This window comes from Bradyrhizobium sp. USDA 3311 (assembly GCF_054062495.1).
Genome location: NZ_JBSSFI010000001.1, coordinates 6,392,987 through 6,406,304 on the forward strand (window position 1 = coordinate 6,392,987; position 13,318 = coordinate 6,406,304).

General features: G+C 66.4%; 11 protein-coding genes. 8 read left to right on the plus strand and 3 right to left on the minus strand.

Going from position 1 to position 13,318, the window contains the following annotated elements:
* The first annotated feature begins 99 nt into the window (after positions 1-99).
* Genes ACVWW6_RS30800 through aat form a run of 4 tightly spaced genes read left to right on the plus strand, consistent with a single transcriptional unit; the run spans position 100 to position 3,894 of the window.
* The gene (locus tag ACVWW6_RS30800) at positions 100-1,617 is read left to right on the plus strand and encodes a sensor histidine kinase (RefSeq protein ID WP_028171227.1); all 1,518 of its coding nucleotides are present in this window, start codon (positions 100-102) and stop codon (positions 1,615-1,617) included.
* Positions 1,614-2,054 (plus strand): response regulator, encoded by a 441-nt coding sequence (locus ACVWW6_RS30805; protein ID WP_456681952.1) that lies wholly within the window; start codon positions 1,614-1,616, stop codon positions 2,052-2,054. The genes ACVWW6_RS30800 and ACVWW6_RS30805 overlap by 4 nt, the downstream gene beginning before the upstream one ends.
* Positions 2,051-3,166: a sensor histidine kinase gene (locus ACVWW6_RS30810; RefSeq protein ID WP_456681953.1), complete on the plus strand. Its 1,116-nt coding sequence runs from the start codon at positions 2,051-2,053 to the stop codon at positions 3,164-3,166. Before ACVWW6_RS30805 ends, ACVWW6_RS30810 begins: the two co-directional genes overlap by 4 nt.
* Before the next feature lie 47 nt (positions 3,167-3,213).
* Positions 3,214-3,894: a leucyl/phenylalanyl-tRNA--protein transferase gene (gene aat / locus ACVWW6_RS30815; RefSeq protein ID WP_011087059.1), complete on the plus strand. Its 681-nt coding sequence runs from the start codon at positions 3,214-3,216 to the stop codon at positions 3,892-3,894.
* 12 nt (positions 3,895-3,906) lie between these two features.
* On the opposite strand, the gene ACVWW6_RS30820 is transcribed toward aat, so the two are convergent.
* On the minus strand, positions 3,907-4,947 hold the full coding sequence (locus ACVWW6_RS30820) for a DUF2155 domain-containing protein (protein WP_456681954.1): 1,041 nt from the start codon (positions 4,945-4,947) through the stop codon (positions 3,907-3,909).
* Positions 4,948-5,156: 209 nt separating this feature from the next.
* On the opposite strand from ACVWW6_RS30820, the gene ACVWW6_RS30825 reads away from it, so the two are divergent.
* The 3 genes from ACVWW6_RS30825 to ACVWW6_RS30835 all read left to right on the plus strand — a co-directional run bounded on the left by ACVWW6_RS30825 (position 5,157) and on the right by ACVWW6_RS30835 (position 10,557).
* Positions 5,157-6,104, plus strand: a complete 948-nt coding sequence (locus ACVWW6_RS30825; RefSeq protein WP_404522465.1) for an alpha/beta hydrolase — start codon at positions 5,157-5,159, stop codon at positions 6,102-6,104.
* 14 nt (positions 6,105-6,118) lie between these two features.
* Complete coding sequence (locus ACVWW6_RS30830; RefSeq protein WP_028171222.1) at positions 6,119-7,126, plus strand: Na+-dependent transporter; 1,008 nt, start codon at positions 6,119-6,121, stop codon at positions 7,124-7,126.
* Positions 7,127-7,419: 293 nt separating this feature from the next.
* On the plus strand, positions 7,420-10,557 hold the full coding sequence (locus ACVWW6_RS30835) for an acetoacetate--CoA ligase (protein ID WP_161535077.1): 3,138 nt from the start codon (positions 7,420-7,422) through the stop codon (positions 10,555-10,557).
* Between the two features lie 97 nt (positions 10,558-10,654).
* Here the strand turns inward: ACVWW6_RS30835 and ACVWW6_RS30840 are convergent, their stop codons facing one another.
* Positions 10,655-11,593, minus strand: a complete 939-nt coding sequence (locus ACVWW6_RS30840) for a GlxA family transcriptional regulator (protein WP_011087054.1) — start codon at positions 11,591-11,593, stop codon at positions 10,655-10,657.
* 94 nt (positions 11,594-11,687) lie between these two features.
* Between ACVWW6_RS30840 and ACVWW6_RS30845 the strand changes: the two genes are divergently transcribed.
* On the plus strand, positions 11,688-12,374 hold the full coding sequence (locus ACVWW6_RS30845) for a DJ-1/PfpI family protein (RefSeq protein ID WP_161535078.1): 687 nt from the start codon (positions 11,688-11,690) through the stop codon (positions 12,372-12,374).
* A 416-nt stretch (positions 12,375-12,790) separates the two neighbouring features.
* On the opposite strand, the gene ACVWW6_RS30850 is transcribed toward ACVWW6_RS30845, so the two are convergent.
* Complete coding sequence (locus ACVWW6_RS30850; protein ID WP_456681955.1) at positions 12,791-13,198, minus strand: NADH:ubiquinone oxidoreductase subunit NDUFA12; 408 nt, start codon at positions 13,196-13,198, stop codon at positions 12,791-12,793.
* Positions 13,199-13,318: the final 120 nt, after the last annotated feature.

A 13,318-nucleotide genomic window follows, 5' to 3' on the forward strand; every position in this document is an offset into this window, starting at 1 on the left:
CCGCCCCGTGGAACCCTCTCGCCCCAATCGCGTTCTGGACGGTTGGGCAGTTCCAAGGGGGCGTTTTGAACTCCACCGGCGTAACAGGGCGAGACCGTCGTGACCGCTGAGGCGCAGCGGCGGCGCGCATTTTGGCAGATCCTGCTGTTTGCTGCGGGCCTTCTGGTGCTGACCGTGATCAGCGCCGGCTCCGTCTATCTCGTCAACAAGGCGCGGGAAGACAGCAAATCGGTCGTCCACACCATCGAGGTGGAGAACCAGATCAACACCCTGCTGCTCGAAGTCCGACGCGCCGAGAGCAGCGCCCGCGGCTTTCTCCTGACGCAGGGACCGGATTTCCAGTCGGATCATGAGAAGGCCGTCGCGGCGATCATTCCGGCGCTCGACAAGCTCACGCGCCAGATCGGCGACAATCCGGCGCAACGCGACAGCATCGAGAAGCTGAGCGCGGCGATCGAGACCCGGCTCGACCAGTTCTCGCGCGAGATGAATTTCGTGAAGCAGGGCCAACCCGACAAGGCCACGGCGCTGATCCGCGAGGCCGCCGCCGGCAACACCACAACCACGATCAGCAACCTCGCCAACGCGATGACCCGCGAAGAGGAACGACTGTTCCGGATTCGCACCGCCAACTCCGACCAGAGCCAGACGCTGGCCGCGTCGATGACCGGCATCGGCTCCGGCCTCGTCGTGGTGCTGGCCCTGATCTCGATCTGGCTGGTGCGGCGCTCGGCCCGCGCCCGTGACGAGGCCGAAATGCGCCTGCGCGATGCCAACGTCAACCTGGAGACCGTCGTCGACGAGCGTACGGCAGACCTGCGCGAGGCCAACAACGAAATCCAGCGCTTTGCCTATATCGTCAGCCACGATTTGCGCTCGCCGCTCGTCAACATCATGGGCTTCACCAGCGAACTCGAAGAACTCGGCGGCGACATTTTCCGCCGCATCGGCAGCCTTACCCGCGTCCCGGCCGACGGGCCCCCCCTGGCCCCGGGCGAGATCGCGCTCGAAGGCCCCGACCAGCAGCTTTCAGCGGACTTCTCCGAGGCGCTCGGCTTCATCAAATCGTCGATCGCCAAGATGGACCGGCTGATCTCGGCGATCCTCAACCTCACCCGCGAGGGCCGGCGCGAATTCCAGCCGGAGAAGATCGACATCCGCGAGTTTGTCGAGGCCATCGTGTCGACACTGGCGCATCAGGCGGTGGAAGCGCAGGCCGAGATCCACATCGCGCCCCTGCCGAATATCGTCAGCGACCGCCTTGCGCTGGAGCAGATCTTCTCCAATCTGATCGACAACGCGATCAAATATCTCAAGAGCGGGGAGCCCGGAGAGATCAGAATTCGCGGGCGCACCAAGCTCGGCTACGCTATCTTCGAGATCAGCGACAACGGCCGCGGCATCGATCCAAAAGATCATCAGCGGATCTTCGACCTGTTCCGGCGCGCGGGAACCCAGGACAAGCCCGGACAGGGCATAGGTCTTGCACATGTGCGTGCACTTGTGCGCCGTCTCGGCGGCACCATGTCGGTATCGTCGGAACTGAACGCGGGCAGCACATTCACGATCACGCTGCCCGTCGCCTGGAACGCCAGCAACCGGAACGTAGATCGATGACGCAGCCTGTTACCATCATCATGATCGAGGACGACGAGGGGCACGCCCGGCTGATCGAGCGCAACATCCGTCGCTCCGGCGTCAACAACGAGATCGTCCCGTTCGGCAACGGCACCGACGCGATGAGACACCTGTTCGGCGCCGACGGCAGCGGGCTTTCCCAGAAGGGAAATGCCCTCCTGATCCTGCTCGACCTCAACCTGCCCGACATGAGCGGGATCGACATTTTGAAGCAGATCAAGGAAAACAGTCATCTCAAGGCATCGCCCGTAGTCGTCCTCACGACCACAGACGACTCCCAGGAGATCAAGCGCTGCTACGAGCTCGGCTGCAACGTCTACATCACCAAACCCGTCAACTACGAGAATTTCGCCAACGCCATCCGGCAACTCGGGCTGTTCTTCTCGGTCATCCAGGTCCCGCCCGCCGCCACATGAACCAGAGAACGCCGACACTGCTGTATATCGACGACGACGACGCGCTCGCGCGCCTGGTCGACCGCGGCCTGACGCGGCGCGGCTACAGGGTCGTTCATGCCGCGAGCGGCGAGGAAGGCCTCGAGCACATCCGCCGCGCCGGCGCCCAGGACAGCATCGAAAGCGGCATCGACGTCGTTGCGCTCGACCAGTACATGCCGGGTCTCGACGGCCTCGAGACGCTGGAGCAGATCATGGCGATCCCGGGCGCCCCACCCGTGGTGTTCGTCACCGCCTCGCAGGATTCCAGCATCGCGGTCACCGCGCTGAAGGCGGGCGCGGCCGATTACCTCGTCAAGGACGTCAAGGGCGACTTCATCCCCCTGCTTCACGTCGCGGCGGAGGGCGCGCTGCGCCAGGCCGAATTGCAGAACGCGCGCGAGGAGGCCGAAGCCGAGATCCACGCCTCGCGCGACCGCTATGCCGCGCTCGCCGCCGAGCGCGAGATGCTGCTGCGTGAGGTCAATCATCGCGTCGGCAATTCGCTCCAGATCATCGCCTCGCTGCTGCATCTTCAGGCGAGCTCCGCCGGGCAGGAAGAGGTCAAGGCCGCGCTGACCAACGCGATGGGCCGCGTCGCCGCGGTCGCGCAGGTGCACCGCCGCCTCTACACCTCGCAGGACCTCAAGAGCGTCGTCCTGAACCAGTACCTGGACTCGCTGCTCGAGGACCTGCGCCGTTCGGCCGAAGGTAACCGGATGTCGCGCCTGACGCTGAAGGCCGAGCCGATCGAGATCGATCCGGACCGCGCGGTCGCCGTCGGCATCATCGTCAACGAGCTGGTGATGAACGCGGTGAAATACGCCTATCCCGACGGGGCCGGCCCGATCCATGTCGAGCTGACCCCGCAGGACGAGAATCTGCTGCTGGCGATTGCCGATGACGGCGTCGGCGACAACGTCAAGGCCGATCCGCGCTCCACCGGCATGGGCCAGCGCATCGTCGCGGCCATGGCCACCAAGCTCGACGCCTCGGTCGAGCGCGATCCCGCCCACAGCGGAACCCGCATCTTGCTGAGGTTCCCCCGCGTGCCTGTCGCGCCCGGCAAGAGCAACAGCGCCGCCGCGAGCTGACCCGCGCCCCCATCGCAACCGCATTGCGATCCTGCTATTGTCGCACCATGACTTCGCGCGACTCCGCTTCGTCTGAAATTACGCCGGCCGTACTGCTGCGCGCCTATGCCTGCGGCATCTTTCCGATGGCCGAGAGCGCCGACGATCCGACCCTGTTCTGGGTCGAGCCGGAATTGCGCGGCGTCATCCCGCTCGGCGGCTTCCGCGTGGCCTCGCGGCTCGCGCGCACCGTGCGCTCGGATGGGTTTCGCGTGACCGTCAACACCGCGTTCAAGGCCACGATTGCCGGCTGCGCCGCGCCGCAGGCCGGGCGCGAGGACACCTGGATCAACAAGCGCATCCGCGACCTCTATAGTGGCCTGTTCGAGCTCGGCCATTGCCACAGCGTCGAGGCCTGGCAGGGCGACGACCTCGTCGGTGGGCTCTACGGCGTGAGCCTGGGACGCGCCTTCTTCGGCGAGAGCATGTTTCACACCGCGCGCGATGCCTCGAAGGTCGCGCTGGTGCACCTGGTCGCGCGGCTCATCCATGGCGGTTTCGAGCTGCTCGACACGCAATATGTCACCGAGCATCTGAAGAACTTCGGTGCGGTCGAGATTCCGCGGCGGCGCTACACCGCGCTGCTCGACAAGGCGCTGGCGGGCGAGCCCGGCGATTTCCTCAAGCTCTCGCCCGGCGAGGCGATCCCGGGCGCTCGCGCGCTCGAGATCATCGCCTCGCGGCAATAGTCGATAGCCGGCTTAGCGGCCGAATCCGGGGATACCGAACAGGCCTGGCCGCTGCTCCGGTGGCGGGGGCGGCGGCGGTGCCGGTTGCTGCTGCTGGATCGGCGGCAATGGCTGCGGCGGACGCTGCTGCACGGCCTGCTTGGGCGCGGCCTTCTTCTGCGCGGGCGGCGGCGGCGCAGCCGGCTTGGTCGCGGGATCCGGTGCAGCCGTCGCAATGGTCTGCTGCGGCTCTTTGCAGTCGGTCAGCCAGATGTCGTAGATCGGATGCTCGACGCCGTGCAGGCCGGGGCTTGCCGCGTACATCCAGCCCGAAAAAATCCGCTTCACCTCGCCCTGCAAGGTGATCTCGTCGACTTCGACGAAGGCGTCGGTGTTGGCGGCTTCCGTCGCCGGCCTAGTGTAGCAGGCATCGGTCTTGACGCGCAGCGCGCCGAACTGGACGGTCTCGCCGATATCCTCGTCGAAATTGATGATGCGTCCGGTGATCTTGTCGAGGCCGGAGAAGGTCGCCTTCTTGTTCACGATCTTCTGGGCCGGCGGCTCGGTCACGACCTCGTCGCCCGGCTGCAGGCTCGCCGGCGTCTGCGGCACGGCACCGCCCGGCCCGCCCTTCTGCTGGGGCTGGCGCTGACCGGGCGCGCCCGGCTGGGGGGCGCCTAGCGGCGCGACCGCCACGGGCGGCGGCTGGTTCGGCGGAGCGACGGTGGAGCCTGGCGGCGGCGCCAAAGGCTGGGTCTCGACCGGCCCCGGCATGACATTGCCCTGACGTCCGGGCGGCGGCGCCATCGGACGCGATGGCAGCACGCGGCCCTGCGGCGGCAGCTCGGGGACCTCCTCGTCGTCGTCGGGCACCTGCGGCTGCGGCTGTCCGCGCGGAATGCTGCCGGGCGGCCGCAGCGGCGGCGGATCGGAGAAGATCGTGCCGATCTGCGCCTGTGAGGGCGTCGCAGCCGTGAGCGCAGTGGCGGCAAGAAGCGCCGCAAGACCTGTCAGGGTAAGGGTTCGAACCATCTTCTCGCGCGGCTTCAACAGCGAATCGGGCTTGCTGGACATTCTACAGGGGATACCGCCGCTCGCAGGCCATCCGGTTAACACGCCGAATACGGCGGGGAAAGGGCGGCATTCCTGCCCTGCCCGGCCCCGGCTGGCCAGACCGCCGGCCGAATGGGATAGTCGGACGACCCTTCCCCGGGGGCCGAGGCGGGTCCCGCCCCCCGAACACGCCGTCCAACGATAAACAGAAGCCCCAAGGTCGCTCCCCCATGCCCGTTGTGCTCGATCCCGATGCCGCCGCCGTCTACATGGCCTTCCAGGAGGCCGGCCGCCCCGCCTACGAAACCCTGACCGCAGCGGAAGCGCGCGCCTATTACGCCCAGGCGCGCTTTGCCACCAACCCCGAGCCGCCCGAACTTGCCCGCGTTGCTCCGCTGGCGATCCCGGCGCCGCACGGCACCATCCCGGCCCGCATCTACGTGCCGAAGGACCCGCGCCGGCACGACGGCCTGTCGCCGGCGCTGGTGTTCTTCCATGGCGGCGGCTGGGTGATCGGCGATCTCGACTCCCATGACGTCGTCTGCCGCCAGCTTGCCGTCGAAGCCGCGCTGATCGTGATCTCGGTCGACTACCGCCTCGCGCCCGAGCACAAATTTCCCGCCGCGGCCGATGATGCGATCGCCGCGACCAAATGGATCGCCGCGAATGCGCGCGAGCTCGGCATCGACGCCTCCCGTCTCTCGATCGGCGGCGACAGCGCCGGCGGCAATCTCGCCGCGGTCGTCGCGCTCGCGGCGCGCGATGGCAACGGCCCTGCGATCGCCGGCCAGATCCTCATCTACCCGGCCGTCGATTTCGCCATGACGCACGGCTCCCACAGCGAGCCCGAGACCAGCGTGCTGCTGACCCATTCGGTGATCCGGTGGTTCCGCGACCATTACCTCAACGGCACCGCCGACATCCACGACTGGCGCGCCTCGCCGGCGCGCGCGGAAAACCTTGCCGGCCTGCCGCCGGCCTATGTGCTGACCGCCGGCGCCGATCCCCTGCGCGACGAAGGCGACGAATATGCCGCGCGCCTGAAGCAGGCCGGCGTCAGCGTGACCTACAAGCACTTTCCCGGCCAATTCCATGGCTTCTTCACCATGGGCAAGTTGTTGCGAGAGGCCAATGTCGCGGTCAGCGAGATCGGCGCGTGGTTGAAGGGATTGGGCTGACGACGCCGTTGCGCATGGCTTCCAATCTTCAAACGATCTTCGCCATTCCCCTGCGCGGGCTGACATGGCTCGGCGACCAGGGCACGCGCGCCGTGGCGGCCATCGCCTTCATCGCGGTTGCGGTGCCGCCGCTCGGCGCGCTGCTGCGCCCCTACGTCACCGAAGCGATCTTCCTTCTGCTCTGCATCTCCTTCATGCGGGTCGACCTGGCGGCGCTCTACGGACATCTGCGCCGGCCGGCCCTGGTCGCGGCCGCCACGGCCTGGACCACGATCGGCGTGCCGCTGATCGTCGGGCTGCTCGCACATGTAAGCGGGCTCGACAGAAGCTCGCCCGGCCTCTTCCTCGCGCTGATGCTGCAGGGCATGGCCTCGCCGATGATGGCCGCCCCGGCGCTCGCAGCGCTCATGGGTCTCGATGCGACGCTTCCCCTGGTCGCGCTGGTGACCGCCACCGCGCTGGTGCCTTTCACGGCCTCGTTGTTCGCAAGCCTGTTTCTCGGCGGCATGCTCAGCATCTCGCCGCTCACGCTCGGCCTGAAGCTGCTCGGCATCCTCGCGGCATCGCTGCTGGCCGCGACCGTCATCCGCCGCCTGTTCGGCACTGAGACGATCCAGCGCCACAAGCGTCCGATCGACGGCATCAACATCGTCATCCTGCTGGTGTTCGCCTCGGCGGTGATGGGCGACGTCGCAACCGACTTCCTCGCCGCCCCCCTGTTCACGATCGGTGTCGCGCTGCTCGCCTTCGCGGTCTATTTCACCCTGCTCACCGTCACGACGCTGATCTTCCGCCGCGTCGGCTATGAGCGCGCCTTCGCGATCGGCCTGATGGTGTCACAGCGCAATCTCGGGCTGATGCTGGCCGCGACCGCGGGCGCACTGCCGGCCACAACCTGGCTCTACTTCGCGCTCACGCAGTTTCCAATTCATCTTGCGCCCTACCTGCTGACGCCGATCGCGCGCCGGCTGACGGCACACGCAGGTACCTCCGGCCGGGCAGCTGCAGATAGCCCGACCTAGGCATGTGCTCATAGATCCGGGATGTCTGCTTTCGAGGGTGAACGGGACAGGCGGTTCCACTCTCGGAACTTCACACCCTGTGCCCCAGAGCGGCCATCAAGGAGACGACTCCAAAGGGGCTGGAGGAGTGGCGGCTTACGCTCGCTGGCGCTCAGGTGGGGTACTCCCGCCAACATGCGTCAATCCGCCACATAACCCCGGAGGATGATTCTCCCCGAGCGATGCGAACGCTATCCAACGTTGCCTGCGGCTTGGTCGTCGCGTGCCACCCAGAGGCGGGTTTGGAGGAAGTCGTGTTCCGTCCCGATGCTCATGGCATCGCACATTCTCAGCTCACTGCTTTCGGCCAATGGTGTGAGGCCCGAACGGGGCAGCGGCTGAGCGATCACGCTGCGATGGACCGCTTCTCGGTGGAGGATTTCCACAGCTTCTGGCGTCTCTTCCTTGAGTGGTCCGACGTGCCGCGGGACGGTGCAGCCGAGCCCGTCTGCGTCGGCGATGCCTGCGAGACCGCGCGCTTCTTCCCGGATCTTCGTCTCAACTACGCCGAGTGCCTCCTCGCCGGCAGTCCCGGCCAGCCGGTCCTGACAGCCTGCCACGCTGACGGCAGCCGCGACCGGTTCACGCGTGGCGCGTTGCGCGTCGCGGTTGATCGATTGGCAAAGTCGTTGCAGCGGCTCGGTGTGCGCCGCGGCGACCACGTCGTGGCAATCGCACGCAACAATGCCGAGGCGGTCATTGCCTGTCTGGCGACCGCCGCGATTGGCGGGACTTTTGCCAGCTGCTCGCCGGAGATGGGCGTACCCGCTATCCTGGCGCGGTTCGCCCCTCTCGAGGCCGTGGTGCTCTTCGGCTGCCTTCGAGCGGAGCGATGGGATGCGGGAATTCCGGTCGCCGAGCGCGTCCTCGAAACGGCGGCCGGCCTGCCGAGCCTCGCGGCGATCATTGCGCTGGACGATGGCTCGCTGGACGTCGATGAGGGGACGGCACCTCTGCACAGGCTTGCCGATCTGCTCGGTGATGATGATGGTGGCGAGATTGGGCCAGGCTGGCCTCGTCACCCGTTCAACCATCTGCTGTTCACGATGTTCTCTTCGGGCACCACGGGCCCGCCAAAATGCATTCAGCACGGCGCCGGGGGCACCTTACTGGAGCATCTGAAGGAGCACCGGTTGCACTGTGATCTCAGCCACGGCGACAGGCTGTTCTTCCAAACCTCCTGCGGTTGGATGATGTGGAACTGGCAGCTCTCGGCGCTGGCGTCCGGCGTCGAGATTGTCCTCTACGACGGGCCGCTCGCAGCGGCGGACACGTTCTGGCGGATTGTTGCCGAGGAACGTGTGACCGTGTTCGGCACCAATCCCGCCTATCTGCACTTCTGCGAGGAGAAGGGTTTCTCCCCAGGGCGGGTGCTCGACCTTTCTGCCCTGCGCACCATGCTCTCGACCGGCTCGATCCTCTATCCCCGCCAGTACGACTGGGTCAGCAGCAAAGTGAAGTCGTCGATGCCGCTGCAGTCGATCTCAGGCGGCACGGACATCATCGGCTGCTTCGTCCTTGGCAATCCGAATCTGCCGGTCCATCGCGGCGAGGCACAGTGCCGCAGCCTCGGCCTCGATGTCCGCTCGCTGCCGCCGCCTGACGATCCGCAGGCGGAGATAGGCGAATTGGTCTGCGCCAACCCCTTCCCCTCGCGGCCCCTCGGCTTTCACGGCGATGCCGACGGCACCCGCTTCCACGCCGCCTACTTTGCTCAGAACCCCGGCTATTGGACCCATGGCGATCTGATCGAGGCCACGCCTCATGGGGGCTGGCGCTTGCATGGTCGTTCAGACGGCGTCCTCAATGTGCGCGGCATCCGCATAGGGACCGCGGAGATCTACCGCATCCTCGATGACGTCGGCGGGATCGTCGAGGCGATGGCGGTCGAGCAACAAGCGGAAGACGAGCCAGGCGGCACACGCATGGTTTTGTTGCTCGTGTTGCGCGAAGGCGTGGTGCTCGACAGCGCTCTCGCCAAGCACATCCGCTCCGAGCTTGCACGCTGCGGCTCGCCGGCCTTCGTGCCGGCGCGTATCGCACAGGTCGACGCGCTTCCTGTCACCTTTAACGGCAAGCGGTCCGAAATCGCAGCCCGGGATGCGGTGAACGGCCGCCCTGTACGAAATCGCGACGCCCTGCAGAATGCCGAATGCCTTGAGGCCATTGCCAACCATCCGGTTCTGCGAGCGCCTCCGACCGCCAGTGTGTCTCGGGAGCCGACCCCGGTCTGTGGAGTGCTCCCAGACGTTGAGCAGCTGCGGAAAGACCTGCAGGCGATCTGCCAGCGCGTGCTGGACCTGGCTCCCATCGGCTGGTCCGATAATCTTCTGGACCTCGGCGCGGACTCGCTGGCCATAGTCAGCCTGCTCCTGGAGATCGAGAGCTATGCAGGGCATCCGGTGCCACTTTCGGCCTTTCTGCGGGCGCCGTCGATCGAAGGCCTGATCGCGGTCCTCTCCGGCGCGGAGGCAATGACGGCTCAGCAGCTTGGCCGGTCGGGCCTGCACGTCCGTGCCCTCGGTCCGGAGGACGTGGAGCCGGTCTGCCGCTTTCTTGAGGAATCGTTTCGCGGGGCGGGCATCGATGCCACGAGATGGCGCCGTCTGTTCGATCATGGCTGGTCGGATCACACCCGCGGCTTCATGCTTTTCGACGGCAACGCCTTGGTTGGATTCATCGGGGCAGTTGCTGCCCGGCGGCAGGTGAACGAGGAGGCAGTCCTCGTCTGCAATCTGTCCTCTTGGGTTGTGCGCGCGCAGTACCGCGGCTGGGGCATGGCGCTGCTCGCATCAATGCTGGATGACGCAAACGCCACATACACGTGCTTCACTCCACAGCCGTCGTCTTGGGCCGCCCTCATCGCACAGCGTTTCAAACCGCTGGACTCGCAGCGCATCGCCATACCGCCATTGCTACAGGCCGCGACCTTGTTCGGCTCGACCCGGCCGATGATCAGCTTCGATCCGGCCGTGGTCCGCGAGAGACTGACCAGCCACCAAAGGCAAATCTTCGACGATCACGCGGCGTATGATTGCCTGCAGCTCATCGTCGTCGACGGGCCTGATTACGCCTATCTCGTGGTGAAGCGCCGCGATCAGCGTCTTGCAGCAAGTCGATTGGGACGACTGGCACGGTTTCTGCCGCTCAAAATCCCCTATTCGGACATTCTGCATTGTAGTGCGCCGGTTCTGTTGTTGCGGCATCTCGAGCGCGTCAAGCTGGCGATCTTGCGCCGGCAGCGAACGGTGGCGCTCGTCGCGGAGGCGCGAATCTTTCCGGTCCCACCACGAGGCATGATGCTCCCGATGATCACGTGCTTCCGTTCCCCGTTGATCGCCGACGGCGAGCTCGACAGGCTGTATTCGGAAATCGTACTCCTGCCCATCTGAAGGCGGACATTCGCTTTGCGCATTGTCGACGTCCGCTTTCGTGGCAACGCTGATCTCGCTATCACGCACGCGCGCGGCACATTTACGAGCACACCACCTACCCCGCCCGCGCCGCGCGCCGCAACGCCTGCGGCGGCTGGCCGAACGCGCGGATGAAGGCGCGCCGCATCCGTTCGGGGTCGCGAAATCCGGTCGCCTCCGCAACGAGCTCGATCGCCTCGCGCGAGGATTGCACGCGCTCGCGCGCGACCTCGATCCGCAGCCGCTCGATCGCTTTCGACGGCGTCGTGCCGGTCTCGGCGGCAAAGGCGCGGGCAAAGTGCCGCGCACTCATGCCGGCGCGATCAGCGAGCTCTTCCACCGTGAGCGGCGCGTCGAGATTTTCGCGGGCCCAGGACAACAGCGCACCGAACCGGCCGTTCGGCGCCTTCAACTCCAGCAGCGATGAGAATTGCGACTGGCCGCCGCTGCGGCGATGATAGAGCACGAGCTGGCGCGCGGCCGCCTGCGCGATCTCCTCGCCATGGTCCTCCGTGACCATCGCCAGCGCGAGGTCGATGCCCGCCGTGATGCCTGCCGACGTCCACACATTGCCGTCGCGGGTAAAGATCTGGTCCGGCTCGAACTTCACCTTGGGATAGCGCGCGACGAAATCGCGCGTGCGGCCCCAATGCGTGGTGGCGCGGCGTCCGTCGAGCAGACCCGCTTCGGCGAGTACATAGGCGCCCGAGCAGACGCTGGCGACCCGAACGCCGCGCCGCGCCAGCCGCTGCACGAAGGCACGCGTGACCTCGCAGCGCGCGGCATCCGCCACACCCGCGCCGCCCGCGATGACGAGCGTCGTGATGGCGTTCGCCGATTTGAAATCACGCGCCATCATCTCGACGCCCGAGGAGCTGCGCACCGGTCCCGCATTCATCGCCAGCACCCGCAGCGCAAGCGGCTTGCCGGCGCAGCGTGCTGCGACCTCGAACACCGAGATCGGGCCCGCCGCATCGAGCAACTGGAAATCCGGGAAGATCAGAATGCCGATCATGGTTATGTCCGAAATTGAGGGAATTATGCCATTTTGGACAGAAGGGCATCATGCCAGTGTGCCCGCGTCAAGCCCATGATTGGAGGATCTCCCGATGTCGTCCCCGCTCCAGATCGGACTTCTGGTGTTTCCGCGCGTCACCCAGCTCGACTTCACCGGCCCCTTGCAGGTGTTCTCCGCCGTTCCCGGCGCCAAGCTGCATCTGATCTGGAAGCGGATCGAGCCGGTGCCGAGCGATTCCGTGCTGACATTGACGCCCACCACGACATTCGCCGACTGCCCGCAGCTCGACGTGATCTGCGTGCCCGGCGGCGGCGGCACCAACGATCTGCTCAATGACGAAGAGGTGCTGGATTTCCTGCGCAGGCAGGCCGAAGGCGCCAGGTACGTCACCTCGGTCTGCACGGGGGCGCTGGTGCTCGGCGCCGCCGGCCTGCTCAAGGGCTACCGCGCCGCCACCCATTGGAGCGCGATGGAGATGCTCGGCCAGTTCGGCGCAACGCCGACCAAGACGCGCGTCTGCATCGACCGCAACCGCGTCACCGGCGGCGGCGTCACCGCCGGGATCGATTTCGCGCTGACGCTGGTGTCGATCCTGGTCAACCGCACCACGGCGGAAGCGATCCAGCTCCAGATCGAATACAACCCCGCCCCGCCGTTCACGTCCGGCTCGCCCGACACCGCGCCCGCCGAGGTGCTGGCCTTGCTGAGAGAGCGCGGCGCCGCAAATCAGGCCCGCCGCCTCGAGGCGGTCAAACGCGCGGCTGAACGGGTCATCTGATTCCACGCAATCAGTCTCGTGTCCCGGACGCGCTGCAGCGCCTCTTTGCGCTGCACCGCGTCCGGGACACGCAACTCATCCCAACAGAAAAAGGCCGCTCGGTTTCCCAAGCGGCCTTTCCTGTCTCACGGCGGCTGCACATTTCATCGGGCGATTTCGGAACTTCCAGACCGGGGGCCTATCTCCCGATCGAGTCCTGGTCGGCGGCCGCTGCATTTCGGGACAGTCGCGAACTGTTGCCCGAACCGAACGCGATGGTCTCCCATCTCCGTAAGATGGGACCATTGAGCCGCATCGCCGGCGCGAACACAACGGCCGCGCAGCCGGCATCCCCGCTGTTCCCGATGTCCACAGCGGGATCAGCCGGATGCGCCTGCATCCAATCCGAAGATGACGATTCGACGAAGGCTGGAAGCCTAGCCAGGGGTCCAGGGCTGATAGTCGCCGGTCGCCTTCGGCCGCTTGCCGCCGGCGAGCGTCGAGCCCGAGGGGCGGTAGGCGTTGGCCGTGCCCGTGAGATTCGGCTGGTGCGGCTTTTCCCACTCGCGCGGCTGGTAGTTGTCCTGCGTCGGCGGCACGTCGACGACGTGATGGATCCAGCCGTGCCAGGACGGCGGGATCCGGCTCGCTTCCGCATAGCCGTTATAGATCACCCAGCGCCGCTCGAAGCCGAGCGTCGGGTCGATCACCCCGTCGCGGGTGCGATAATAGAGATTGCCCTGCTCGTCCTGACCGACCAGCTCGCCGTATCGCTTGGTCCAGAGCTGGGTGCCAAACGTCTGGCCACTCCACCAGGTGAAGAACTTGAGGAAGAACTGTTTCATGCGGCAAGGGCCCTGCTTCGTCGGGTCCTGATGCCATCCGGTCACGGAAATGTCCAGTTCGGCGGCTGCGGCCGTGCCCCACGCGAACGTCGTAGCGCGGCAGCGCCGCCGCAAAGCTGA

What these genes read in the sequence shown, in the direction of transcription:
- ACVWW6_RS30845 (WP_161535078.1), top strand. Translation starts at nt 11,688, where the DNA reads ATGTCGTCCCCGCTCCAGATCGGACTTCTGGTGTTTCCGCGCGTCACC.
- ACVWW6_RS30810 (WP_456681953.1), top strand. Translation starts at nt 2,051, where the DNA reads ATGAACCAGAGAACGCCGACACTGCTGTATATCGACGACGACGACGCG.
- ACVWW6_RS30825 (WP_404522465.1), top strand. Translation starts at nt 5,157, where the DNA reads ATGCCCGTTGTGCTCGATCCCGATGCCGCCGCCGTCTACATGGCCTTC.
- aat (WP_011087059.1), top strand. Translation starts at nt 3,214, where the DNA reads ATGACTTCGCGCGACTCCGCTTCGTCTGAAATTACGCCGGCCGTACTG.
- ACVWW6_RS30805 (WP_456681952.1), top strand. Translation starts at nt 1,614, where the DNA reads ATGACGCAGCCTGTTACCATCATCATGATCGAGGACGACGAGGGGCAC.
- ACVWW6_RS30830 (WP_028171222.1), top strand. Translation starts at nt 6,119, where the DNA reads ATGGCTTCCAATCTTCAAACGATCTTCGCCATTCCCCTGCGCGGGCTG.
- ACVWW6_RS30820 (WP_456681954.1), bottom strand. Translation starts at nt 4,947, where the DNA reads ATGTCCAGCAAGCCCGATTCGCTGTTGAAGCCGCGCGAGAAGATGGTT.
- ACVWW6_RS30850 (WP_456681955.1), bottom strand. Translation starts at nt 13,198, where the DNA reads ATGAAACAGTTCTTCCTCAAGTTCTTCACCTGGTGGAGTGGCCAGACG.
- ACVWW6_RS30840 (WP_011087054.1), bottom strand. Translation starts at nt 11,593, where the DNA reads ATGATCGGCATTCTGATCTTCCCGGATTTCCAGTTGCTCGATGCGGCG.